Source organism: Paenibacillus artemisiicola, from assembly GCF_017652985.1.
GTDB lineage: Bacteria > Bacillota > Bacilli > Paenibacillales > Paenibacillaceae > Paenibacillus_Z > Paenibacillus_Z artemisiicola.
This window is the reverse complement of record NZ_JAGGDJ010000005.1, coordinates 239,570-264,519: the sequence shown is the minus strand read 5'-3', so window position 1 is coordinate 264,519 and position 24,950 is coordinate 239,570. Positions and strand designations below refer to the sequence as shown.

Here is a 24,950-nt window from a genome sequence, read left to right as displayed (position 1 = left end):
AGGGGATGCGGAGCCGACTGTCAATGATTTTGAGAATCATTATCAAATGTCCATTGACGCCGGCGTCCGGGCCTGCTATAGTTTAGCTGACCAAGAATGAGAATCATTTTCATATCGAAAGGAAGCTTGAAGCATGTCTGCCATCATTAGCAAGAAATTCGCTTCGACCTTCTCCACCCTGTTGATTTTGTTCGCCGTCGTCCTGGCGGGCTGCGGCCAGTCCGGATCGAACGGCGGCAACGCCGGCAACGGTAACGCCAATGCCGCCAACGCCGGAACCGAAGGGAACGCCGGCTCCTCCGACGCGGCGGGCTCGAACGCCGCCCCCGATCCGGCGGCGGAGCGCACCGTCAAGGACGCCATGGGCGAAGCCGTCATTAAAGGCACGCCCGCGCGCGTCGTCGTCCTCACGAACGAAGGCACCGAAGCGCTTCTCGCGCTCGGCGTGAAGCCGGTCGGCGCCGTCAAATCATGGACGGGCAGCCCGTGGTACGACCATATCGCGAAGGACATGGAAGGCGTCACGGTCGTCGGCGAAGAGAGCCAGCCGAACCTCGAGCTGATCGCGAGCCTCAAGCCGGACCTGATCATCGGCAACAAGATGCGCCAAGAGAAAGTATACGAGCAGCTGAAGGCCATCGCGCCGACGGTCTTCTCCGAAACGCTGCGCGGCGCTTGGCAGTCGAACTTCAAGCTGTACGCGGAAGCGCTCGGCAAGAAGGCCGAAGGCGACAAAATCATCGCCGACTACGACGCCCGCACCGCGGACTTCAAAGCGAAGGCCGGCGACAAGCTGAAGGATAAGGTCTCCGTCGTCCGCTTCATGGCCGGCAAGATCCGCATCTACCTGTCCGACACGTTCACGGGCGTCGCGTTCGACAAGCTCGGCATTACCCGTCCGGACAACCAAAACGCCTTTAAGGAAACGTTCGCCGAAGAAATCACGAAGGAACGGATGCCGGAGGCCGACGCGGACAAGATCTTCTACTTCACGTACGATACGGGCGACGGCAAAGGCAACCAGATGGAGCAGGACATGCTGAAGGATCCGCTGTGGCAGAGCTTGAAAGCCGTCAAGAACGGCCAAGCCTACCGGGTGAGCGACGCGATCTGGAACACGGCCGGCGGCGTCATCGCGGCGAACTTGATGCTCGACGACTTGTACAAACTCTACGACATCCAACCGTAAACCCGCGCGACGACGAGGCGGAGTCCACATCGGACTCCGCCTCGTTTTTTGGCCGCCACTGCCATCGCGGACTCCTTCACCGCGCGTTCCCGGCTTCCGGCAGCAGGGCCGGCCGTTTCCGCAGGAAGCGCAAATTCCATCGCAGAAACAGGATCCCGCCGAAATAAACGGGAATCGAATACCAGTGGGACCATTCCCGCAGCTTCAGGTAATGCGCCCCGATGGACGCCCATTCGAAGGCCATGGCGTACGCGGTCCAAGCCGCCGCGTAGATGATGAAGGCCCGTACGCCCCGCGGCATGAAGTTCGCGATAATGACGCCGATCGCGCTCGGGTACAAGCATTGGATGACGACGACCTGCCATTGAATGCCCGAGCCGCCCTGGTCGTACCAATCCATGTACAGATCGAGGAATTGGTCGCACAGCCGCGTAACGAACGCCACCGCGAGCCAAACCACGTAAATTTCCTGAAGGGTCAGCCGCTTCGGGACAAGCGCGGCGGCGAGACAAGCGACCGCGGTGGCGATATACATGAACGTCATCGGAACCGCCTCATTCGCGCAGACCGTCTCCCGGTACCGGAGAGAGCGGGCGACTGGATTTGTTGAAGATGAACGATCCGGTCAAGATAATGCCGATCATGAGGAAGCCGGACGTGACGACGGGGTTCGGAATAAGCTCCGAAAAAATGACGCACAGCGTCCCCGTAAGGCCCGCGACCTGAAAGAAGATGATCGCCCGCGAATCGGGCGGATACGGGCGCGCCGAAGCGAAGGCGTCCCAGACGCTCATGACATAGAAGCCCGGATAGAAGTGCGCGATCTCCATGCTGGCCGATTGGAATATTTTCTCGTCGTGGCCGAGCATGTCGAGCCGGATGATCCGGTTGAGATGGATCGTGCTGTTCAGCCCCAATTCGATCAGAAGGAGAATGAGCGCTTTGACGTACTGTCGATTGAACAGCTGTCCGAATCCCGGCATGATGATCGAGCAAATCACGGCCAATACGCGCATGCGGCAGCCCTCCCGTCGCTAGTGAGTTTTATTAGTGTGCGGCAATGATTTCAAAATAATACCACTAATAACAAATAAAGGTCACCGGAACAACCTGCTCCGATGACCTTTATTCACGTCTTCTTCCTCGTGCGCGTCCGGCCGGGCGCGATGCCTCGCGGTTCCCGCCGCGTCGGGCATAATCATTATTCCCTGCGCGCGTTCCGCAGCTCCTCGGCAATCCGGTCCAGGCGCGCGATGATCGCGGCGTCGTTGTCGAGCCGCCTCCGCTGGTTGCGCTCGATGCCGATGAGGCCCAGAATCACGAAGACCATAAAGAAGATCGCAAACACGGCCATGCTTCCCCTCTCCCTTCGCGAATGCCGTTTCCTCTCTCCGTTTCATCCGGTTTCAAAAGCTTCACGCGTTCTAAACACGTTTCTCCCGTCCCGCTGTGATAGGATGATCAAGACAGCCATTCGAGGGAGGAAGATGACCATGCAGCAGTCTCATCCATTATCGCCTAACGCCGCGGAACCGCCTATCGGGTTCGTCGCGTCCGGCTCCTATCCCGCGCGGGCGGGTAACGCGGTGCGCCCCCTGATCGACAGCGGCCCCGCCTTCCGGCGCATCTGCGAAGCCGTCGAAGCCGCCCGGCACAGCGTCTGGCTTACGGTCACGTTCTTCGCCGAGGACTTTCAAATGCCGGACGGCCGCGGCACGGCGTTCGACGTGCTCGACCGGGCGGCCGATCGCGGCGTCGACGTGCGCATCCTCTTCTGGCGCCCGAACCCGGAGAGCAGCGGCTACGGCCGGACGTTCGCCGGCACGGAGGCCGACCGCGCCCTGCTCGCCGCGCGCGGCTCGCGGTTCCGTGCCCGCTGGGACCGGACGCACGGCCGGTTCTGCCAGCACCAGAAGGCGTGGCTGATCGACGCCGGGCACGAGACGGAGACGTCTTTCGTCGGCGGCATCAATCCTACCTTCCGTTCCGTCGAGCCCGGCCACGCCGGCGAAGGCCATCGGCACGACGCGTACGTCGAGGTGACCGGTCCTTCCGCGACCGACGTGCACCATAATTTCGTCCAGCGCTGGAACCAGGCCAGCGAACGGGAAGCGCGGGACGGCACGTGGGGCCATGACGGCGAGGACGAGCTGTCCTTCCCGGACCGGATCTCCCCGCCGCGCGGGACGATCGAGGTGCAGATGCAGCGGCAAGCCTCCCCCGGCCGCTATGCCGGCAGCCACCCCGCTCCGGGCGGCGAGCCGTACGACATCGCCCACGGCGAGCGGACCGTCCTTGCGCAGTACGTCCAGGCGATCGACGCCGCGCGGCGCACGATCTATGTGGAGAATCAGGCGCTGCCCGTGCCGGAAATCGCGGCCAGGCTCGAGGACGCCCTGCGCCGCGGCGTGGACGTCGTCCTGCTCGTCCCCGGCGAGCCCGAAGGGCATGTGCGCGCCTACCGCCGGCAGCCGGACAAGCGCGCCTTCTTCGAGCCGATCGAAGCGCTCGGCCGCCATGCGAACTTCGCGCTGGCCGGCCTCGCCGGACCGGACGGACGCGGCGGACGGAGCGGCGTCTACGTCCATGCCAAGCTCATGCTCGTCGACGATGTCTGGGCGACGATCGGCTCCTGCAACCTGCACGCCAATTCGCTTTACGGCCACACGGAGCTGAACGCGTCGTTCCGGGACCCCGCGGCCGTGCGGGCGCTGCGCCGCGAACTGTTCGCCGAGCATCTCGGCCGGGATACCGCGGAGCTGGACGACCGCGAAGCGTTCCGGCTGTTCCGCGAGATCGCGCAGGCTAACCGGGCGCGCATGGATCGCGGCTCGGCCGACTGGGAAGGCCTCGCCTTCCGGATCGACCCGGCGGCCTACGGCGTCTGACCCGGGCCGGCCATTCCAGCAGCGCGCCGAAGAGGCGGCCGCATCCCGCGGCCGCCTCTTCGCCTGCGCGCTTTACTTATACCCGAGCGCGGCCAGATTGGCGTAGCTCGTCCGCAGACAGTCGAACGGGCTGCCCTCGCACGTGTCCTGCTCGACGAGCAGGTACTTCGTCGAACCGGCGCGCTCGAGCGCGTCCAAGATGGCCCGGAAGTTCATGTTCCCTTCCATGACCGGCGCCATGACGGGGTCCATGCCCCGGACGTCCATGTCCTTCAGATGGACGCAGTCGAGGCGGTCCTTCAGAATGCCGATCCACTCGCACACGTCCGCGCCCGCCGCCTGCACCCAATACGTATCGAGCGTAATGCCCATTTCCGCGGGCGAGAAATCCTCCAGCAGCCGCTCGATCAGCCGCTTGCCCCCGACCTTCCGGAATTCGAAGTTGTGGTTGTGGTACATGAATTTCTTGCCGGCCTTCGCGATCCGTCCGGCCGCTTCCCGGAAGTCGGCGGCGAAATGCCCGTACCAGTCGGGCGTGCGGTACTTATCCGGCATGCTGCCGATCCCGATATATTCGCAGCCGAGCACGTCATGCTCCCGGATGACCGCCTCGGTGTCGCGGATAATGCGGTCCGGGCTCGTGTGCGTCAGGGCGACGGTTAGCGACAGCTCGTCGCAGATCGCCCGCAGCGCTTCCGGCGCGATCGGCCCCATGGCCGACGCTTGAATCGCGGTATACCCCATGGCGGCGACTTTTTGCAAAGTACGGCGAATGTCCGTCTCCGTCTGAATGAACGTTCTGACCGTGTACAGCTGGGCTCCCAAGATCATCGATTGCTACCTCCTCCGAATGGTTCGAACCGGCTCTGCTCTCCATTATAAAAATTATGCCGGAAGCCGCCATTGCGAATCGAAGCCTGTGCATTGCAAATCTAGCGATGTTTCTCTACACTGAGGGGGAACCGGAGGGGATGAACCGATGGAAATCCGCAGCATCCGCACGGACGCCATGCTCTATCATCATAGCGTCGACGTCCGAAGAACGGCCAGCTACGACCTGCACTGCCATCACTACTACGAAGTGTTCTACCTGATCGCGGGCCGCGTCGGCTATCTCGTCGAAGGCAGGCGGTTCGCGCCGGAGCCGGGCAGCTTCCTGCTCATCCCGCCGAACGTCTTCCACGGCGTCCGCGTCGAAAGCGACGACGCCTACGAGCGGCTCGCGCTGCATTTCGCGCCGGAGCTGCTGCATCCGGAAAGCCGCTCCGCCCTGCTCGCGCCGTTCCACGCGGCGTCGGGCTCGAAGGCGTTCTGCGTCGCGGACGCGCGGGGGCTGCGGCCGTTCCTCGACCAGCTCCTCGACGCCGGCGGCATGGACGAGACGCTCCGCGGCCTGTCGCTGCGCATCCGGTTGGAAGCGCTGTTATCGCAAATCGCCCGCATGGCCCCCGCGCCGGCCGGAGCGCCCGCGGCCGCTCCGGGTCTCGCCGAACGGCTGATCGACCACGTCAACGCGCACGTGACCGAGCCGCTGTCGCTGGACGAGCTGTCCGCGTCGTTTTACGTCAGCAAGCATCACCTGAACAAGGTGTTCCGCAAAGCCGCCGGCACGACGGTCGGCAATTACGTGCTGCGCAAGCGGGTCGCGCTCGCCCAGCGGCTGCTGCGCGAAGGCCGCTCCGCCGCGTCCGCCGCCGCCGATGCCGGATTTCGCGATTACTCCTCCTTCTACCGGGCGTTCAAGAACGTTTGCGGCTGCGCGCCTTCGGCCTGCGTCCCGTCATTCGGCCGGCGCGGATCGTCCGGCGCCGCGCTTGATCAGGCCGCCGATCAGCAGCAGGAGCGGCAGGACGAACGCGACGAACAGGATGTACGGCGGGAAGACGACGGAATCCCAGTGCAGCATGTACGCGACGTCGGGATAGAGAATGAGCGCGAAGGCGACCATCAGCATGCCGCAGGGGAGCGTCAGCGTCCGGTAATCGCGGAGCCGCAGCATCTCCGCGAGGCTCGTGACCCAGCCGTAATAATAGAAGGTCGTTTTGATATACGTCGTAATGAACCACATGCCGGCCAGCACCGCCTCGATGCGCTGCAGGAAGTTGCCGATGTTGATCTTCTTGACCAGGGCGTAGCTCGGAAACATGCTCCGGGACGTGATGTCCGGTCCGAGAATGAGAATGCAGAGCAGCGTCACGAGCGCGACGCACAGCCCGCCCATCAGCGCGAACGCGTACATGCCGGTCCGGGCCTTCTCCGGATTCCCGATCCGCGGGAAAACCGCGAATAGCGACAGCAGCGGCATATACGCCGTTGCGGCGAACGTGAAGCCGGCCCAAAAGACGGGCTTCCACCCCGTTTCGAAAACCGGCAGCATCTTCTCCGGCTGTATGCCCGGCATGAGCGTGAGCAGGATGACGATGAAGAGAATGAGGAACCAGGGCAGCATCATTTCGGTCGCCCGCGCGATCGTCTCCAGCCCCAGCCGGACGCCGAAGATCACGATGAGGGCGAATAACGCGCAGATGAAGGCGAACGGCGTGCGGGGCAGGAAATGAATCGAGAAAAAGTTGCCGACGTAGTACAACACCGTCGTCGCCCCGACGAACGAATAGAATAAGAACACGATGCCCAGCAGCGTCCCCAGCCAGCGCCCGAGCACGGCCCGGCAGATGCCGACGAAGCTGCGGCCCGGGAACAGCCGCCAGAGCGCGATGTACAATCCCGCGATGACAACGCCCATCGCGACGCCCGCGAGCGCGCCGATCCACGCGTCCTGATCGGCCGCCGAAGCCAGACCCGCCGGAATGATCAGGACGGTCGAGCCGATCGTATAGAGGAACACGAGCACCATGAATTGGCGGGCGTTGATTTTCCCATTGTCCGTCATGTCCTTCGCTCCTATCCCCGAATGTCGAAGAAGTCCCGCATTCCTTCGCCCATCGGCTCGAAGACGGCCGCCACGAAATCGAGCGGATTCGGAAGCCGCGCATGCAGCGCTTCGGCCACGCCGACACCGAGCCCCGCCAGCAGAAGCAGGCCGAACGTCCACAGGTCCCGCCTGCTTCCCTTCAGCAAGGGCCATTCGAGGGCGGCGCAGATGCCCGCGATCGCGATCAACCCGGCAATCGTCCACATGCTTGGCTACTCCTCCTTCTCCTTGTAGGCGTTCGTCAGCGTGCCCGTCCGTTTGATCTTCACGGTGACCGAGACGTCCACGCCGGCCTCCGCGAACAGCTCGTCCCAATCGTCCCGAATCGATCTCCAGGTGCCGGGACTGCTGCGGTGAATCGCTTCCCCGAAGCCGAATATATCCGACTTGTACCGCTTCTGCGCCGATTCGATCGTCTCGCGCAGGCTGTCCGCCGCCAGGCGGCCCGCCGCCCGTTCCAGCGCCCGAATCGACTCCGCGCGCGTCAGGTCGAGGCGGCACTGAACCTCCCCGATATTCTCCTCGAGCCGGAGGTCGACGCCGAGACGGGCGCGTCCGTGCGCGGCCGTCCCCGTCAGCTTCGCTTTCGAACGAACCACTTCGAGGGCCGCGTTGCCGCCGCGCGGACACGGCACGTGGCCGACCGTGCTCATGATGCGGTTGACCAGCGCGTTATACCCCCGGCTTTCCTCCTCGTCCAGCCAGCCGACCAAGCGGTCTTTCCGGAACGCCGCGAAGCCGGCGTCCCGCAAGTCGGCGGCCGGGCGCACGGTGCGCACATTGTCCGTCGAACCGCCGATCCGTTCGTCGCCCGTGATTTGAATGCCGCTCAGCACCGGATTTTTGCCGGCGCGCCCGGCATCCGTGATGAACTCGTCGAGCGAGATCCCCCGGACGGGCGCCCAAACTTTCTCCGCCGTCTGGATGGAGCCGTAAATTTTGTTGGCGGGAATCCGCTCCAGCGGAAACAGCAGATTCAGCGCCCGCGCCGCGGTCGCGCCTTTCGCGACGAGCAGGTAGAAGTCCGTGCGGAACTCATAGTCCCGGGACAGCAGATCGAGCGCGTCGCCGAGGCCTTCCCGGGCCAGCTCCTCGCCGAACACGGCGACCCGCAGATGGGCCCCGTACACGTGCCGCGGACTGACGGTCGTCATTCTGCGGACGGCCTCGTAGATCGTCGTGCCGTTCGTCTCGTAGACGGTGACGGGGGCGGCATTGGCCGTGCCGGTCATCTTGGACGCGACCTGGCCGGGCTGCACCACCTGCAGCGTGACCCGATACCCGCGCTCGGCCTTGTCGATGCCGAGAGCGAGGGAGATGGCCAGCTCGTTCAGCTCCCGCCGGTCCCAGCAGCCCGCCAGCGGCACGAGCAGCAGCAGCGCGAGCGGCGCGGCGAGCAAGCGCCGGCGGCGATTCACGAGCCGCTCCGGCGCTTGCCCCGCGTCCGCACGGGGTTCAGCTTCGCGAAGAGGCTCGGCCGCTTCTTCATGTACGGATGCGGCACCCGCAGGATGACGTCCTTCTGGTCGGCGAGCACGAACGGCCCCGTCGGCGCCATGTACGGCACGCCGAACGAGCGCAGGCTGCTCAGATGCAGCAGCAGCGCGACGATGCCGACGAAGATGCCGAACATGCCGAACACGGCGGCGAGCCCCATGAAGAGAAAGCGCGTGATCCGAACCGCGATCGACATGTCGAACTCGGGGATGACGTAGCTGGAGATGGCCGTGATCGAGACGACGATGATCATGCTCGCGGAGATGATGCCGGCTTCGACGGCCGCTTGGCCGATGACGAGCGTGCCCACGATCGAGACGGCCTGGCCGACGGCCCGCGGCATCCGGACGCCGGCCTCCCGCAGAATCTCGTACGTCGCCTCCATGATCATCGCCTCGATGAACGCGGGAAACGGCACGCCCTCCCGCTGCGCGGCCAGGCTGATGAGCAGCTGGGTCGGCAGCATTTCCTGCTGGTAGGTCGTCAGGGCGATATACAGCGCCGGCACGAGCGCGGCGATGAAGAGGCCGAAATACCGCAGCACCCGCAGCAGCGAGCTGATGTCCGCCCGCTGGTAATAGTCCTCGGCCGCCTGGAAGAACTGCACGAACACCGCGGGCACGAGCAGCGCGTGCGGCGTTCCGTCGATCAGAATGGCGATGCGCCCTTCCAGCAGCGAGGCGGCGACGACGTCGGGCCGCTCCGTGTTCTGGATCGTGGGGTAGATGGTGTACGTCTCGTCCTGGATGAACTCTTCGATATAGCCGCTCTCCAGAATCGCGTCGGTATCGATCTCCCCGAGGCGCCTGTTCACTTTGTCGAGCGCCCGTTGGTCGGCGATGCCCGTCAGGTACATCAGCGACACGTTCGTTTTCGTCACGCGTCCGATTTTGCGGTTCTTCAGCGCCAGCCGCGGGTCCTTGATGATGCGGCGGACCAGCGCGGAGTTGACGCGGATGTTCTCCGTGAACGCTTCTTTCGGCCCGCGGATGACCGACTGGTTCGTCGGCTCGGTGACGTTGCGCTGCTCCCAGCCCGCCATCGTGATGCGAAGACCCTTCTCGAACCCCTCCGGGATAACGAGCACGCTGCCGTCCATCAACGCGTCGGCGGCCTCCTCCATGCCGTCGAAGTCGAAGATTTGGCCCACCGCCAGGACGGATGCCTTCAACCGCTCCAGCCAGCCGTCCCCCGCGTATCCGCCGGCGCCTTCGCCGCCGTGGAGCATCAGTGGCTCCAGCACGAATTGGTGGATCGACTTCTCCTCCGTCAGTCCGTCGAAATAAAAGAGGACGACCCTTCGTCCGGCGCCGCCCGACTCGACGAGGATCTCGCGCACGATCAGGTCGTCGCTCTCGCCCGTCAGCGCCCGGATCGCCGCGATATTGCCGCTGATGGAAGCCTGCAAACGGGTGCTCGCGTTCATGCCGCATCGTCTCCGTCCTCCAAGGTGATGTTGACCATTATTGCCTTGCGCCCAGGCGTTTAAACGAACGGCGTCCCCTGTCCGGCATCCCGTGCCGCGCGATCCCCGGCGGGCCTCCGCGCATGGCGAAGCCGCGCACGGAGGGCCATGCGCGGCTTCGAAGAATGGCTCGCTATGCGATTGGCGCGGCCATGCGCCCGCGTCTTCCGGGCTACTCGCCCATGCGGACGACCGCCTTGATCCCGATCCGGTCGAACGCAAGCGACGGGACCTGCTCCGGCGCGAATTCGTCCGTGACCAACCCGCGCAGCAGGCCGGGATAAAGCCGCTCCATGTCGCGGATCCGGTCGAGCGCGCGCGCGAAATCCGCCTTCGACGCGTTCACGGAGCCGACCACGGTCTGGTTGCCGATGACCATCCGCTGATTGATGTCGTCCATCGGCACCGGGATGCGGCGGTCCGTCGGCGAGATGCCGACCGTGCCGATGATGCCGTTCCGGTTCAGCACGCGATGCGCCTCGACGAGCAGCGGGCTGTAGCCGGTGCACTCCAGCACGACGTCGAAGCCGATTCCGCGCTTGCCGGCGTAATGGCGCGCGAGCCCGCAGCCGTCTTCGCCGTCCGGCTCGCCGCCGTACGCGCTCCGGAACTCCGCTCCGACGCCCGCCAGCACCGCCGCCTGCCGGCTGTCCCCGGCATGCAGCGACCAGACGTGCGTTTCGAAGCCCATCGTTCGAAGCGACAGGGCGGACAGCAGGCCCATCGGGCCGGAGCCGAGCACCAGCGCCCGCTTCGGCTGCCAGACGAACCGCTGCTGGATGCAGGCGATCGTCGCCCACAGCTTCTCGAAAATGCTCTGCGGCTCCACCCAGACGGCGAGCTGCTTCAGGTCGTCCGGCACCTTCACGACGTAGCGGGCGTCCTCGACCACGTATTCGCGCATGAAGCCGTGGGAGCCCTTGATCCCCCGTTCGGTGTACGCGCCCGTCTCGCAGTAGTCCGCCCGGTCCGCGCGGCAGTTCGCGCAAGCCGGATCCGCGCACGGCCGGCGCACCAGCGCCGTCACGGCGTCGCCCGGCCGGAACCCGGAGGCGGGGCCGGCCGCTTCCACGATGCCGCTCAGCTCGTGGCCGATGATCAGGTCGTCCTCGCCTTCCTCCGGCACGCCGTAGCGGTGCGTGACGATTTCTTTGTCGGTGCCGTCGATTCCGACGGACAGCACCCGGATCAGCACTTCGCCGTCGTGCCGGATGGCGGGCTTCGCCTTCTCCGCCACTTCGATTCTCGCCGACTCCGATGCGGCGTTCTTCAATACGATCGTCTTCATGCGTTCGCTTCGCTCCCTTTCGGCGCGCCTCCCCGGCGCCTCACGTCAAATACCGCCCGATCCCCGCGCGGACGAACGCCACGGATTCCCGCAGCTCCTCCAGGCCGTTCACGCCGTCCTCGATCGAGATCCAGCCGCGGAACTTCTCTTCTTGCAGGACGCGGAAGATCGCGTCGTAATCGTTCATTCCCCGGCCGATGACCCCGTGCTCGAGCGCGTCGGAATAGCCCTGGTCCCGGTATTCGCGAATGTCGTCCATCGAGCGGCCGGCTTTCAAATACCGGTCGCTGGCGTGCATCGTCAGCACGCGCGACCGGACCCGCTCCAGCAACCGAAGCGGATCGTCGCCCGCCACGATCGCGTTGGACGGGTCGTAGTTCACGCCGAACCACGGCGATTCGATCCGGCCGACGATGTCGAGGAAGATGTCGCTCGGCATCGCGAATTCCGGCGCGGTCCAGTAGCCGTCCTTGTAATGGTTCTCCATGACCAAGTGCACCCGTTTCTCCGCGGCGTACGGCAGCAGCTCCCGGATGCACGCGACGGTCCAATCGATCCCGTCCTCCCGGGAAACGCCGCTTCGCCGCTGCCCCGACAGCACCCGGCAGCTCCGGAAGCCGTCCGGGCCGAGAATCGCCATGACGTCGATCATCCGCTTCATCGCGTCGACTTCCCGCGCGCGCCGTTCGGGATCCGGCTGCGTGAAATCCGGGGACGCGCACATCATCGGGACCGCCAAGCCCTGCCGGTCGCACGCCTCGCGGACGGCCTTCAGGTACGTCTCCTCCGTGCTTGCCAGAAACCGCGGATACATCTCCAGCCCGTCGGCGCCGAGCGTGCCGGCCAGTTCGATCCACGTCTCCAAGCTCATCTTGCCTTCGGACAACTCATGAATGAAGCCTTTCGGAAATACCGCCACGCGGGCCGAAGCCGCCATAGTCGTCACTCCTCCGTCTTGTTCGCTTTGACCCGGTCCACGAACCGCCGCAAAATCGCTTGGAGCGCCTCGCGGTCCGTGCTGGGCCTGAATTCCCGCTTGTCGATGACGAGCGGCGCGCCGATGACGACGAGTGGCGCGCCGTGGCGAGGCATGTCCGCCGCCTGGTCGATGGACAGCCCGCCGACGGCCTGCACCGGCACGTTCACCGCCGCCGCCACCTCGGCGAGGTGATCGTACGGCGTGCGCGCCCGGTCTTCGCCGCGCTCGTCGAAGCCGGTATGCACGATGATGTAATCGACGCCGTTCGCCTCCATCATCCGGGCGCAGGCCACGGGATCCGGCGCGGCCATAATGTCGCCCATGACCCGGATGCCGTAATCCCGGGCGGCCCGGACGACGGCGCGGATCGTCGCCGGATGCGCCACGCCCATGACGACGACGTGGGTGGCGCCGGCCTTCGCCATCATCTCCGCTTCCAGGTAGCCGCCGTCCATCGTTTTCAAATCGGCCACGATGGGATGGTCCGGGAAGGCCTTGCGCAGCGCCGCGACGGCGTGCAGGCCTTCGCCGAGCAGAAGCGGCGTGCCCGCCTCCAGCCAGTCGACGCCGGCTTCCACGGCCACTTCGGCCATCGCCAGGGCGTCCGCTATCGTGGTCAAATCCAGCGAAATTTGCACGATCGGTTCCATGATCGCTTTCCCCTCTCCTTCGTCCTTTGAAACGCTTTCAATAATGAAACCCGCGCGGCCGTTTCGCGGATTTCCGCTTCCGTCAACCGCTGCCGGCCGCATCTGTGTCCATATTCCACGCGGCGGCGGGAAGTCCTGCCGGATGCGCTCAATTGAGGAAAGGGGACCCACCTCGCGCCGGGAACGGCGTTCACCGGCATCCTTCTCTCCCGGGGCGGAAGGCCGTTGTCACAATATCGTAAAATCGTATAATCGTTGCCCATTGTGCATGATTGCCCAATGGGCAATAATAGAGAGGAACATCGCGGCGCGCGCTTGACCGCTTGCGCCCGCGGAAGAACGAAAGAAAGTCAGCAAAGCGAGGTGTACCGTACGCGATGACCAAATCAAGCTTAAGGGACGCGAAGCGGGAGGCGACCGCGCACGCGCTTGCCGACGCGGCGTTCGAGCTGGCGCTCGAGCGCGGGCTCGACGGCTTCGTCGTCGACGACATCGTCCAGCGCGCCGGCTTCTCCCGCCGGACGTTCGCCAATCATTTCGCCTGCAAGGAGGAAGCGGTGGCGACGGCCGCCGTCTCCTTCCAAGGCGTCCAAGAGGCCGACGAATTGCTCGCGGGCGTGGACGGGAACGCGTCCCCGGTCGATATCTTGTACCGGCTCATGAAGATGCGGTTGACCGCGGGGATTCTATGGAAGCTGCGTGAGCTCGTGTCGCTGGCGAAGCGGAGCCCGACGCTGGAGCCGTATATCCTGAGCGCGTTCCGGCGGCTGCACGAGTCGGCGCAGGAGACGCTGAGCGTCTATTCGCAGGGCCGCTATCCCGACGGCTATGCCCATCTGCTGGCGGGCGCCGTCTACGGGGCATTCCTGCCGCTGCTCGACGGCAGCCTGAACGTCCTGCTCCCCGGCCAACCGGCCGGCGAAGCGCCGGGAGCCGTCGCGTTCGACGATTATTTGGACACCATGTTCGGCTATTTGCGAAGCGGCTTCTAAGCGAGGACCCGCGTTCGGCCCCTACTCCCCCAAGCAAAGGAGAATCATCCTTCCATGTCGACCTTTTTGTACAAAGTTGGCCGCTCCGCGTACGACAAGCCCTGGGCGTTCATCGCCGGCTGGCTCGTCATTCTGGCCGTCGTGCTCGCCGCGCTCGGCGCGAACGGCATCCACGTCAGCTCCGATATGAAAATCGAAGGCACGGAGTCCCAAAAGGTGCTGGACCAGCTGGCCGCGGAGCTGCCCGAAGCGTCGGGCGGACAAGCGAGCGTCGTATTCGCCGCTCCCGCCGGGGAACGGCTGGACACCGCGGAGCGCCTGGCCGCCCTTCGCAAAGCCGTCGACGACGTTTACCGGCTGGACTACGTCATCAACCCCGCCGAATTGGCGGCGAAGGCCGGCGTCTCGGACGGCGCCCAAGCCGGCGCGCAAGCCGGCGATTCCGCGGCGGCGGACGTCCGGCAAGGTGCCGAAGCCGGTGCCCAAGGCGACGCGGCAGGCGCGGCCGGCCAAGGTGCCGAAGCCGGTGCCCAAGGCGACGCGGCGGGCGCGGCCGGCCAAGGTGCCGGGGGCGCGAACGCCTCCGCGGCCGGGCAGGCGCCGTACGGCCCGCTCGTCGTCGACGGCGCGCCGGTTCCCGGCGTCATGATCGCCAAGGACGGCAGCGTCGCCCTGTTCCAGTTCCAATTCACCGTGCAGCAGATGTCGCTGCCCGAGTCCGTGCCGGACCGGGTGATCGAGGCGGTCTCCGCCGTGGAGAAGACCGGCATCCAGGCGCTGCCGAGCGACTCGCTGTCGACCAAGCCCGCCCTCGGCTCGACCGAAGGCGTCGGCCTCATCGTGGCCGCCGTCGTCCTCCTGATGACGCTCGGCTCGGTCGTCGCGGCCGGCCTGCCGCTGCTGACCGCCATTCTCGGCGTCGGCATCAGCGTCGGCGGCGCGTACGCCTTCTCGAAATTCATCCCGATGACCGACATCACGCCCGCGCTCGCGCTTATGGTCGGGCTTGCGGTCGGCATCGACTACTCGCTGTTCATCGTCAACCGGCAGCGCCGCATGATCCTCGACCAAGGCCTGAGCGCGCGCGAAGCCGCGAGCCGGGCGGTCGGCACCGCGGGCAGCGCGGTGTTCTTCGCGGGCCTGACGGTCATCATCGCCCTGTGCGGCATGCTCGTGATCGGCATCGCGTTCCTGTCGACGATGGCGCTCGTCGCCGCGGCGGCGGTGCTGGCGAACGTGCTGATCGCCCTCACGCTGCTGCCGGCCCTGCTCGGCCTGGCCGGCGAGCGGATCTGCTCGGCCAAGGCGCGCGCCAAGCAAGCCGGGCAATCGTCCGAACCGCGGCACGGGTTCGCGCGCCGCTGGGCAGCCGGCGCGATCAAGCTCCGCTGGCCGATCGTGGTCGCGGCGATCGCCGTATTGGGCGTCGCGGCGATTCCCGTCGCCAAGATGGAGATGGGGATCCCGTCCGGCGCCACGGCGAACCTCGACACGACGTCGCGGCAGAGCTACGACGCGATTTCGCAGGGGTTCGGGGAAGGCTTCAACGGCCCGCTGCTGCTCGTCGCCGAGCCGAAGAACGGAGCCGCCATCGGGGCGGAGACGCTGGGCAAGCTCGCGCAGGAGCTCCAGCAGCACGAGGACGTCTCGCTGGTCACGCCGATGGGCGTGAACAAGACCGGCGACATGGCCATTATCAGCCTCATTCCGAAATCGGGCCCGACCGACGCGGCGACGAAGCGTCTCGTCCACGACCTGCGCGCGCCCGAATCCAAGCTGGCGCAAACGTACGGCGTCGCGATCGGCGTCACCGGCTTTACCGCGATCAACCTCGACATGTCCGCCAAGCTCGCGGAAGTGTTTCCGCTCTACGTCGGCATCATCGTCGTGCTGTCGCTGATTATTTTGCTGCTCGTGTTCCGCTCGGTCATCGTGCCGGTCAAAGCCACGGTCGGCTTCCTGCTCAGCGTGCTGGCCACGTTCGGCATAACGACGGCCGTGTATCAGTGGGGCTGGCTCCACGCCCTGTTCGGCTTCGATACCGGCGGTCCGCTGCTCAGCTTCATGCCGATCATGGTGACCGGGATTCTCTACGGGCTGGCGATGGACTATCAGGTCTTCCTCGTCAGCTCCATGCGCGAGGCGTACGTCCACGGGCATCACGGCCGGTCGAGCGTCGTGCACGGCTACGAGCAGGCGAGCCGAGTCGTCGTGGCCGCCGCCGTCATCATGGTGTCCGTCTTCGCCGGCTTCATCTTCGCGCCGGACATCATGATCAAGCAGATCGGCTTCGCGCTCGCCGTCGGCATTCTGATCGACGCCTTCGTCGTCCGGATGACGCTCGTGCCCGCGGTCATGGCCGTCTTCGGGGACCGCGCCTGGCGCCTGCCGAAATGGCTGGACCGCCTGCTGCCGAACCTCGACGTGGAGGGCGAGAAGCTGATCGCCGAGCTGAAGGCGAAGGACGATGCGTCGCCCCGGACGGCCTTCCGGTCCGGATCGGCGGCTGCGGCCGGCATCTCGGCCGTCCGCGATTCTTCCAAGCCATCCGGCGTACGCCGGCCGGGCGACTCCTAGCTCCCTCCGATATCCATGTAAGCGGTCCGGCCGCATACATGGATATCTTTTTTTGTCCCATCCTATGAAGAGAGAACGGTGACGCGGGACAGCGGGAAGGCGGAGGCGGCGAGAAGACGGAAGCCGCGAGCGATGCGCGGCTGCAGCTCCCGCGCCGCTTCAACCGGGCGGCCGCGCCAATCCGGCAAGGCGCGGCGAACTGCCTATAGACAACGGCGGCGAAAAGGTGTACGCTGAAGATAAATTAATACCAGGTACTAAAACCTGATGCTAAGGAGTTGAACGGCTATGCTGCAGCACCCGCTTCAATCGCATGCGGCCATTACGGCTTTCGGCGCGTATGTCCCGGAACGGATTTTGACGAATCGCGATTTGGAACAAATGGTGGACACGACGGACGAGTGGATTTTTCAACGGACGGGCATCAAGGAGCGCCGCATCGCCGCGGACGATCAGTTTTGCAGCGACATGTGCTTCGGCGCGGTGCGCGACCTTCAGCTGCGCTACGGCGTCGTGCTGGAGGACGTGGACTACGTGCTCGTCGCGACGACGACGCCGGATACGTTCTTCCCGAGCATGGCCGCGCGGGTTCAGGCGGAATTCGGCATCGTCTCCTGCGGGGCGGCCGACGTCCAAGCGGCGTGCGCGGGCTTCGTCTCGGCGCTGCAGCTCGCCAACGGACTGCTTCTCTCCGGCGCTTACCATAAAATTCTCGTCGTCGGGGCCGAGACGCTGACCAAGGCGACGGATTACACCGACCGCTCCACCTGCATCCTCTTCGGCGACGGCGCGGGCGCGATGCTCGTGGAGCGCCGCGAGGAAGGCGCGTTCCTCGCCTCCCACAACGGAACCAAGGGCGGCGACGGGCATCATCTGTACCGCTCCTCCCTCGCGCCGTCCATCGACGGCGTGCCGATCCAGACGAACGGCATGATCGTCCAGAACGGGCGCGAGGTGTACCGCTGGGCCGTCACGACGGTGCCCAAGGGCATCCAGGCGCTCATGGAGCGCAACGGCCTCGCGCCGTCGGACATCGACTGGTTCGTCCCGCACAGCGCGAACATGCGCATCGTCGAATCCGTCTGCGAGCGGACCGGCATTCCGCTGGAGCGGACGCTGACCAGCATGCGCGAATACGGCAACACCTCGGCGGCGTCCATCCCGCTGGCCATCGACCTGGCCTTGAAGGAAGACCGCATCAAGACCGGCGACACGCTGCTGCTGTACGGCTTCGGCGGCGGGTTGACGGAATCGGCGCTGCTGCTGCGCTGGACGCTGTAACGCCGTTTCGGCTCAACCGGACGTTTCGCGACGCGTCGCGGGCGGGCGCGGAGCTTCCTTCGGGACGCTCCGCTTTTTTTCGCTTGGCCGGCCCGGTACCATGCGCGATTCGGCCATGACCGCCCGCGCGGTCCCGCCGCCGCGAAATGGGAACAATCCGATTTTGTCGAATGCGCGCAAAGGCGGTATACTAGAACGTATACGAAGAACCTATAGAAAGCGAAGGTAGCCCGCCATGGACGAACTGAAAAAGGCTTACGAGCTGCTTGGCCTGCCCGAGGGCGCAGGGAAGGAAGACGTCGAGAAGCGCTATTTCCTCTTGATCCGCCGGGAGCGCGCGAACCGGCAGCGCGAAGAGGCCGCGCAATCGGACGAGCAGGGGATCGCCCTCGAAGACATCAACAAGGCGTACAAGACGATCCTGGAGTACGACGAGAAGCAAACGATGGCGCAGTTCAACGACGCCGCCTACGGCAAATTCAAAGGCATGGCCGGCTCCGCCCAGAAGGTCGATCATTTTTTCAGCTATTATAAATTCCACGTGCTCGGCGCCATCGCGCTCGTTCTGATCCTTATCTTCGGCACGAAAGCCTACATCGACCACCGGCAGAAAATGGCCGAGCTCGCGAAGCTGCCGCCGATCGATGTAAGCGTCTCCTTCTTCGGCGAGTATTACAGCCAGGACGGCAGCTACCCCGTCAGCGACCTGAAGCCGCTCGAGGACAAGTTCCTCGCCCAGTTCCCGCAGTGGAAACGGGTCCAGGCGTTCTTCACCTACGTGCCGTCGGACATCAAGAGCGAGCAGGATTCCGCGCTCATCCAGAAGAGCATCATCGATCTTATGATGAACAAAGCCGACGTCTATATCCTGGATAAGGCAAACTTCCAGAAGCTGGCCCAGGACGGGTCGCTCCTTCCGCTCGACGGCGCCAACGCCGCCAAGCTGGGCCCGGCCTTCAAGCCGGAGCTGGGCTACAAAGCCAAAACCGAGGACGTGCCCGAGGAGCACGTGTACGGCGTGGACATCTCCGCAAGTCCGCTGCTCAAAGGGCTGCCCGTCATCGGCAAAGAGTACATCGCCGGCGTCCGCGTGAATTCCGAGCGGCCGGACAACGCGTTCTCGTTCATTGCCGGGTATTTGAAATAATCGGTCGACCCCGACCGGAGGCGCCGCTGCCGAATCCGACGCGATTCGGCAGCGGCTTTTTTTGCCGCCGCTCCGCCGCCGAAGTCCCGATCCATGTTACAATGAGTCGAACTGGATAAAAAAGGATAGACCGGGAGGCCCATCATGACCAGAAAAATCGCCCTTATCGCCCTCTTCCTCTTCGCGCTGTTCGCGAGCCTCGCGAGCGCGGCGCCGCTGCCCGCCAAAGGCAAAGGCCACGTCTACGACGGCGGGGGCATGTTCCCGTCCGGCCGGCTGCAGGGGCTGGAACAGGCCGCCGCGGCGGGCGCGCCGTACGCGTATTATATCGTCACGCTCGAGTCGCTCGGCGCTTCCGAGCCGGACGCCTACGCGGAGGCGCTGTACGACGCTTGGAAGCTGCGGGCGGACGACGTGCTGATCCTGCTCGCCAAGCAAGAACGGCGCGTGCAGCTGTATTTCGTCAATCCGCCGCTCCAGCGGAAGCTGGACGCGCTGCCGGACGATTACGCGGGCAATGACTATGCCGGCCGGGCGGCGATCGACCGGTTCGTCGGCGGCACCTTCACCCCGCTCGCCAAGGAAGGCGATTACGCCGGCGGCGTGCTGAAGCTGATCGCCGCGGCGAAACAGCTGCCGGAGCCGGCGGGGGATGCGGCGCCGGGCGCGGAACCGGACACCGCGCCGGATGCGGGCGGATCGCCGTCCTCCGGCGAGACCGCGACGCCGCCGGCAACGCCGCCGGACAGCGGCATTGCGGCTGGCAACGGCACGGCGGCGGGCCAGCCGAGCTCGCCGGCGAACCGGACCGGCCTCGCGATCGCGCTGCTCGTCTTAGCGCTCGTTGCCGCCGCCGCGATCATGCTCGTCCTCTACTTGATCCGCCGGTCGCGGCATGCCCGCCTCGTCCGCGAAACGGACGCGATCGCGGTGGAGCTGTTCCGCGCCCAGGAGCTGCTCCGTCCGCTCGTCGGGCTGTACAGCGGCCCGGCCACCGCGGCGACGCTGAAGCCGGTGGCGGACGCGCTCGACGCCCGCGCGGCTTCCGCGCAGGAGCTGCTGCGGACGCTCGGCGGCAGCCGGCCGGGCTTCTTCTCCGGCGGCGGGCGCCGCGCGACGGACGCGGCCGGCGCGACCGCCGCGCGCCTGCGCGCCGATGCCGGTGAGCTGCGCAAACAGGCCGAGCATCTCGTGGAGCTGGACCGGCAGAACGGCCGCGAGGTCAGCGGGATCCAGGGCGAACTAAGCGGCCTGGCGGCCAAGGCCGGCGAGCTCGCAACCGCGAACGGCCTGTCGCTCGCCCGGATCAAGCAGGAAATCGCCGAGAACGCGGAGCAGGTGGAAGTCATCCGCAAGCGGCAGGTTACGGACCTCATCGACGCGGCCGAGCTGCTCAAGCCGCATCGCGCCACGGTTGAGCTGCACGCCTCCCTGCTGGAGCGGCTCCCTTCGTTCCTGTCGCAGCGGCAGCTGCTGCCGGACGACATCGCGCAAGCCCGTTCGCGGATCGAGGGCGAGCTGCGCGCCGAACGGCTCGAGCTGACCGAGTTCAATCCGTTCGACCGGCTCGAGGAAGCGTCCCGCCGGCTCGCGCCGTTCGCGGACGCGCTCGCGGCCGGCGATCTGCGCGAAGCCGCGGGCCAATCCGAAGCAATGACGGGCGCGATCGCCGAAGCGCAGCGGATGGTCCGCGAACGGGTCGCGCTGCGGGACGGCCTCGCCGCCGATCTGGAAACGCTCGAACGGTTCGCGGGCTCCTTCTCCTTCGGCGAAGCGGCTTACCGCGAAGAGCTCGGCAAGCTGCGGAGCCAGTTCGACGAATCGGTCTGGGGCTTCATGCCGGACGCGTTCCGCGCGGCGACGGACGCCTTCCGGGAGCTCGAAGCGGGCCTCGCGCCGCTTCGCGAGGCGTTCGGTGAGCAGCGCTACGCCGCGGCGCGCCCGCAGGCGGACCGGCTGCTCGAGCTGTCGAAGCGCGCGGCGGAGGCGGCCGAGTCCTGCCTGAAGGCGCGGGAACGCGCGCATGCGCGCACGGAAGCGCTGCGCGCCAAGTGGGAAGACGCGCGGCAGACGTTCGAAGCGGCCGCCTCGCAGGCGGCGGCGCACCGGCTGCCCGCGGCGGGCGACAGCGGCGCCCGGGTCGCCACGCAGGAAGACGCGATTCAAGCGGAGCTCCGCGAGACGGACCGGCTGCTTTCGCCGCCGGGGATCCACCCGGACGCCGCGGAGCTGCGGCTGAACCAGCTGGCCAGCCGCGTGGCCGCGTACGCGCAGGACGTGCAGCGCCTCGTTCAGGAGAAGCAGACGGCGGAGCGGCGCATGCGCGAGCTCGGCTCGCGCTACGATTCGGTCCATGCCCGGACGCGGCACCGGTCGCTGCCCGGCCATTTCGACGCCTCCTACCAAGCCCGCGTGAACGAAGCGGACCGCATGTTCGCGCTCGGGATGTACGCGGGCGCGATCGAGCAGATGAACGAGGCCGACCGCCAGCTCCAGCGCATGCAATCGGCGTACGACGACATCCTCCGCGAGGAGCGCCGGCACGAGGAAGAAAGGCGCCGGCACGAAGAGCTTCACCGCCAAAACAGCGCGCACCACGGCGGCCATCAGGGCGGCGGGCATCACGGCGGCTCAACCGGCGGGGATTCGTTCGATAAGCCGCGCGGTTCGTCCGGCGGCGACAACTGGTAGGGACCGCGGCCGGTCCGCGCAAAAAAGCGCAGCCGCGCGTACGAATCGTACGCGCGGCTGCGCTTTGTTCGTTCAGGCGTTCAGCGCGAGATGCTTAAGCCCCGTATAGCGGTCCCGCAGCAGGTAGGCTTCCCGCAGCGATTCGCCGATCAGCGCCTCCGTCAAGCCGATGTCGCCGGGATCGGACGGTCCGCCGGCTTGCCGCAGCCACGTCCGCAGCCGCTCGGCATCCGGCAAATCGCCGAAGACGGCCGGATACGCGCCGGCCAGCCGCTCGCGGTACAGCTTCGCCAGCATGACGGCCGCGACGCCGACCTTGGCGCCGTGCAGCAGCTGCCGGCGGCCCTCCTTCAAATACGCCATCTCCCAATGATGCGACAGATGATGCTCGCCGCCCGAAGCCGGCCGCGAATGGCCGACGAGCAGCATCGACCAGCCGGACAGGAGCAGCGCCTCCATCAGCACCTCCACGCCGCGCGCGGATCCCGACGCGATCTCGTCCACCGCTTCGAGGCACCGCGTCAGCGCCTGCTCCGTCAGCTCGTACGCCAGCGGGCAGAACGGCTCGCCGGCCTGCTCGGCCGAGAAGCGCCAATCCGCCAGCGACGTGAACTTGCCCAGCATGTCGCCGAAGCCCGCCGCCGTCATCCGCCGCGGCGCCGCCGCCAGCACGTCCAGGTCGGCGAAGATCGCCTCCGGCGCGATGGCCGGCACCGTCTGCTTGAAGCCGCCCGTGATGATCGGCGCGCCGACGGACGTGAACCCGTCGACGGAAGCGGCCGTCGGCACGGAAACGAACGCGCGGTCCGTCTGCGCGCAGACGAACCGGACGACGTCGTGGATCGTGCCGGAGCCGACGGCCAGGATCGCGCGGGCTTCCTTCGGCGTCTCCAGCAGGACCTGGACGATCGTCCGCTCGTCCGCGATCACGTCGCCCTGCCCGTCCGGCTTCACCCGGACGACGGCATGGGCGATCCCGGCCTCCCGCAGCGACTCGGCCAGCCGCTCGCCCGCGGCCGCCCACGTGTTGGCGTCGGCGACAAGCCCGACGGACGCGCAGCCGCGGGCCTTTAGGTACGGCGCGACCTTGGCGAGCGCCCCCGCCTCCAGGGCGCCTTCCATGACGATGGGCGCGAACACCACGCCTTCCGGCCGGCGGGCGGCCGCTTCGTTGATTTCGCGTAACGCGGTTTGGATCTCCATCTCGCATCAGTCCCCTTTCCTCGTTAGCGCCATTTTACCACACGCGAGATTGGGAGTCTTGCAGAATAGAAGACAAGGACCCAAGCGGGCGGCCGCACCCCGGCATACACTGGCGGTAAGTGTGCGCATAGCAAGGGGGAACGAACGCGATGAAGCTGTTGTTTACGTACTTTATTCCAAGCGGCGGGATCGAGACGCTCAACCGGCTGCGGTATCATGCGCTTGGCGCCGCCGGAATCGAAGTCCACGCCCTCTACTTATGGAACGGCGCGGGCACCCAGAACATGGCCGGCATCCCCCATTTCGTGACCAACAACGATTTCGAAATCCTGGAGGTGCTCCGAAACGGGTACGACGCCGTCGTCGTCATCTGCGACCATCTCATGCTGCAGCGGCTGCGCGGCCTCGGCTACGGCGGCCCGCTGATCTACGAAGCGCAGGGACTCGGGACGAAGGAGCAGGCCGAAGGGACGCTGGCGTTCGCCTCCGCGTTCATCCGCATGTACGCGCAAGGGGTCATCAGCCCGCCGACGTCGCATCTCATGGACATCTTCCAGCGGTACCTCGGCGACTTTCCCCGCTTCTACGTGCAAAACATGATCGACACCGGGCAGTTCAGCCACCGCCCGTCGCCGTGGCTCAATCCGGACGGCGACCCCATCGTCGGCTGGATCGGACGGCTGGAAGCCAACAAGAACTGGCCGCTGTGCCTGCGCATCGCCGCAAGGCTCGCCGCGGAGAAGCCGAACCTGCGGCTCTGGCTGTTCGAGGACGCGACGATCTCGGAGCCCGGCGAACGGGAACGGTTCGTGGCGCTGGTGCGGGAGCTGGGCCTCGAGCCGAATCTGGTCGTCCGGTCCAACATCCCGCACAGCCATATGCCCCACTATTTGTCGGCGATCGGCGATTCGGGCGGCCTGCTGCTGTCGACCTCCTACGCCGAAGGCTTCGGCTACGCCGTCGCCGAGGCGATGAGCTGCCGCTGCCCCGTGGTATCTACCGATTCCGACGGCGTCCGGTGCTTCATCGACCACGACAGGACGGGCAAGTTTTTCCGCAGCGGCGGCGTCGACGAAGCGGTCTCGGAAGCGCGGACGCTGATGAACGACCGGGCGCTCGCGGAACGGATCCGCGACGAGGCGCAGCTGCACGTCCGGCAGCATTTCTCGCTGGGCCGGTACGCGGCGGACATCGTCAACGTGCTGACCGCGCTCGGCCTTCGGCGCTGACGCGCGAAGATGGACGGATGGCCCGCGCCACTTGTCCGTGACGCCTTCGCCTTGTCCCCGCATAGTAAACAAAAGCATTGCCATTCTGTTCGAAGAGGTGCACGATCATGCTGCCAAAAGTGTCGATCATCATTCCTTTCTATAACGATCAGTACGTCGACCAGGCGATCGTCAGCGCGCTGTACCAGACGTATCCGAACGTGGAAGTGATCGTCGTGGATGACGGCTCCACCCGGCATCAGGAGGTCGTCGCCCCCTACCGTTCGCGCATCCACTACATCGGCAAGGCGAACGGCGGCACGGGCAGCGCGCTGAACCACGGGTTCTCGATCGCTTCCGGCAAATACGTCGCGTGGCTCAGCTCCGACGACCGCTTCCTGTCCGACAAGGTCGCCAAGCAAGCCGCCTATATGGAAGCGACCGGCGCCCAAATCAGCCATACCGACTTCCACGTCATCAACGAGCACGGCGCGGTCACGGAATACGGAGCCGGCATCAAATACCCGTCGGCCAAAGCGTTCATCTACGGCATCCGGCACGGCTGTCCGGTCAACGGCTGCACGGTCATGATGACCAAGGAGCTGTTCCAAGCCATGGGCGGCTTCAACCCGGGGCTGCCGTATACCCACGATTACGATTTTTGGATCCGCGTGCTGCTCTCGCGCGTGGACTTTCATTACTTCAACGAGCCGCTCACCCTCTACCGCCGCCACTCCCAAATGGGCACCGTGCGCCACTTCAACACGATTCTGAACGAAGCGGGCATGGTGACCGAGCAGTACGCGCATCTGCTCGACGCGCTGCTGGCGCAGCTGCCGGACTGAGGCGGGGGAGAGAGAGGAAAGAGAGAGAGAGAAAAGAAAGAATGGAGCTAGAAAAGAGAGAGAGAGAGAGAGGCAGAAATGAATAAACACCGCGCTCGGCGGCTTGATGCTGCCGAGC

Annotated in this window: 21 protein-coding genes and 1 pseudogene; 10 read left to right on the top strand and 12 right to left on the bottom strand. The window is 65.9% G+C overall.

Translation table 11 applies throughout. The features are described from left to right. The first annotated feature begins 133 nt into the window (after positions 1-133). Positions 134-1,189: an ABC transporter substrate-binding protein gene (locus tag I8J29_RS11355; protein ID WP_208847724.1), complete on the top strand. Its 1,056-nt coding sequence runs from the start codon at positions 134-136 to the stop codon at positions 1,187-1,189. 76 nt (positions 1,190-1,265) lie between these two features. On the opposite strand, the gene I8J29_RS11350 is transcribed toward I8J29_RS11355, so the two are convergent. The 3 genes from I8J29_RS11350 to I8J29_RS11340 all read right to left on the bottom strand — a co-directional run bounded on the left by I8J29_RS11350 (position 1,266) and on the right by I8J29_RS11340 (position 2,543). Further along, positions 1,266-1,733, bottom strand: coding sequence for a hypothetical protein (locus tag I8J29_RS11350; protein WP_208847723.1), 468 nt, complete (start codon positions 1,731-1,733; stop codon positions 1,266-1,268). Positions 1,734-1,743: 10 nt separating this feature from the next. Beyond that, positions 1,744-2,205 (bottom strand): hypothetical protein, encoded by a 462-nt coding sequence (locus I8J29_RS11345; RefSeq protein ID WP_208847722.1) that lies wholly within the window; start codon positions 2,203-2,205, stop codon positions 1,744-1,746. Between the two features lie 185 nt (positions 2,206-2,390). Continuing rightward, on the bottom strand, positions 2,391-2,543 hold the full coding sequence (locus tag I8J29_RS11340; RefSeq protein WP_208847721.1) for a hypothetical protein: 153 nt from the start codon (positions 2,541-2,543) through the stop codon (positions 2,391-2,393). A 139-nt stretch (positions 2,544-2,682) separates the two neighbouring features. Here I8J29_RS11340 and I8J29_RS11335 point away from each other — a divergent pair, with 139 nt between their 5' ends. After that, complete coding sequence (locus I8J29_RS11335; RefSeq protein WP_208847720.1) at positions 2,683-4,077, top strand: phospholipase D-like domain-containing protein; 1,395 nt, start codon at positions 2,683-2,685, stop codon at positions 4,075-4,077. Between the two features lie 72 nt (positions 4,078-4,149). Here I8J29_RS11335 and I8J29_RS11330 read toward each other — a convergent pair whose 3' ends face one another. Beyond that, a complete protein-coding gene (locus tag I8J29_RS11330; protein ID WP_208847719.1) occupies positions 4,150-4,908 on the bottom strand; it encodes a sugar phosphate isomerase/epimerase family protein in 759 nt (252 codons plus the stop codon). A gap of 148 nt (positions 4,909-5,056) precedes the next feature. On the opposite strand from I8J29_RS11330, the pseudogene I8J29_RS34615 reads away from it, so the two are divergent. Beyond that, positions 5,057-5,836 (top strand): annotated as a pseudogene (locus I8J29_RS34615) (helix-turn-helix transcriptional regulator); the annotation flags it as partial. 21 nt (positions 5,837-5,857) lie between these two features. Here the strand turns inward: I8J29_RS34615 and I8J29_RS33755 are convergent. From I8J29_RS33755 to I8J29_RS11295, 7 genes are all read right to left on the bottom strand, one after another. Next, positions 5,858-6,967 (bottom strand): GerAB/ArcD/ProY family transporter, encoded by a 1,110-nt coding sequence (locus I8J29_RS33755; protein ID WP_240546096.1) that lies wholly within the window; start codon positions 6,965-6,967, stop codon positions 5,858-5,860. Positions 6,968-6,978: 11 nt separating this feature from the next. Then, complete coding sequence (locus I8J29_RS11320; protein ID WP_208847717.1) at positions 6,979-7,215, bottom strand: hypothetical protein; 237 nt, start codon at positions 7,213-7,215, stop codon at positions 6,979-6,981. Positions 7,216-7,221: 6 nt separating this feature from the next. Continuing rightward, complete coding sequence (locus I8J29_RS11315; RefSeq protein WP_208847716.1) at positions 7,222-8,427, bottom strand: Ger(x)C family spore germination protein; 1,206 nt, start codon at positions 8,425-8,427, stop codon at positions 7,222-7,224. Next, positions 8,424-9,932 (bottom strand): spore germination protein, encoded by a 1,509-nt coding sequence (locus tag I8J29_RS11310; protein WP_208847715.1) that lies wholly within the window; start codon positions 9,930-9,932, stop codon positions 8,424-8,426. The genes I8J29_RS11315 and I8J29_RS11310 overlap by 4 nt, the downstream gene beginning before the upstream one ends. 211 nt (positions 9,933-10,143) lie before the next feature. After that, on the bottom strand, positions 10,144-11,259 hold the full coding sequence (locus I8J29_RS11305) for an alcohol dehydrogenase catalytic domain-containing protein (protein ID WP_208847714.1): 1,116 nt from the start codon (positions 11,257-11,259) through the stop codon (positions 10,144-10,146). A 40-nt stretch (positions 11,260-11,299) separates the two neighbouring features. After that, positions 11,300-12,196 (bottom strand): sugar phosphate isomerase/epimerase family protein, encoded by an 897-nt coding sequence (locus I8J29_RS11300; protein WP_208847713.1) that lies wholly within the window; start codon positions 12,194-12,196, stop codon positions 11,300-11,302. Between the two features lie 5 nt (positions 12,197-12,201). Continuing rightward, complete coding sequence (locus I8J29_RS11295; RefSeq protein ID WP_208847712.1) at positions 12,202-12,888, bottom strand: orotidine 5'-phosphate decarboxylase / HUMPS family protein; 687 nt, start codon at positions 12,886-12,888, stop codon at positions 12,202-12,204. A gap of 377 nt (positions 12,889-13,265) precedes the next feature. On the opposite strand from I8J29_RS11295, the gene I8J29_RS11290 reads away from it, so the two are divergent. The 5 genes from I8J29_RS11290 to I8J29_RS11270 all read left to right on the top strand — a co-directional run bounded on the left by I8J29_RS11290 (position 13,266) and on the right by I8J29_RS11270 (position 21,576). Further along, on the top strand, positions 13,266-13,880 hold the full coding sequence (locus tag I8J29_RS11290) for a TetR/AcrR family transcriptional regulator (protein ID WP_208847711.1): 615 nt from the start codon (positions 13,266-13,268) through the stop codon (positions 13,878-13,880). Between the two features lie 54 nt (positions 13,881-13,934). Beyond that, the gene (locus I8J29_RS11285) at positions 13,935-16,457 is read left to right on the top strand and encodes an MMPL family transporter (protein ID WP_208847710.1); all 2,523 of its coding nucleotides are present in this window, start codon (positions 13,935-13,937) and stop codon (positions 16,455-16,457) included. A 288-nt stretch (positions 16,458-16,745) separates the two neighbouring features. Further along, positions 16,746-17,738 carry a ketoacyl-ACP synthase III gene (locus I8J29_RS11280; protein ID WP_090641469.1) on the top strand — a complete coding sequence of 331 codons (993 nt, stop codon included), beginning with the start codon at positions 16,746-16,748 and terminating at the stop codon, positions 17,736-17,738. Between the two features lie 235 nt (positions 17,739-17,973). Beyond that, complete coding sequence (locus tag I8J29_RS11275) at positions 17,974-18,885, top strand: J domain-containing protein (protein ID WP_208847709.1); 912 nt, start codon at positions 17,974-17,976, stop codon at positions 18,883-18,885. A 144-nt stretch (positions 18,886-19,029) separates the two neighbouring features. Further along, positions 19,030-21,576: a TPM domain-containing protein gene (locus I8J29_RS11270; protein WP_208847708.1), complete on the top strand. Its 2,547-nt coding sequence runs from the start codon at positions 19,030-19,032 to the stop codon at positions 21,574-21,576. 72 nt (positions 21,577-21,648) lie between these two features. Here the strand turns inward: I8J29_RS11270 and I8J29_RS11265 are convergent, their stop codons facing one another. After that, a complete protein-coding gene (locus I8J29_RS11265) occupies positions 21,649-22,779 on the bottom strand; it encodes a sn-glycerol-1-phosphate dehydrogenase (protein ID WP_208847707.1) in 1,131 nt (376 codons plus the stop codon). A gap of 149 nt (positions 22,780-22,928) precedes the next feature. Here I8J29_RS11265 and I8J29_RS11260 point away from each other — a divergent pair, with 149 nt between their 5' ends. Both I8J29_RS11260 and I8J29_RS11255 read left to right on the top strand, forming a co-directional pair. After that, positions 22,929-24,008 carry a glycosyltransferase family 4 protein gene (locus I8J29_RS11260; protein ID WP_208847706.1) on the top strand — a complete coding sequence of 360 codons (1,080 nt, stop codon included), beginning with the start codon at positions 22,929-22,931 and terminating at the stop codon, positions 24,006-24,008. 107 nt (positions 24,009-24,115) lie between these two features. Then, complete coding sequence (locus I8J29_RS11255; protein ID WP_208847705.1) at positions 24,116-24,832, top strand: glycosyltransferase; 717 nt, start codon at positions 24,116-24,118, stop codon at positions 24,830-24,832. The last annotated feature ends 118 nt before the right edge of the window (positions 24,833-24,950 follow it).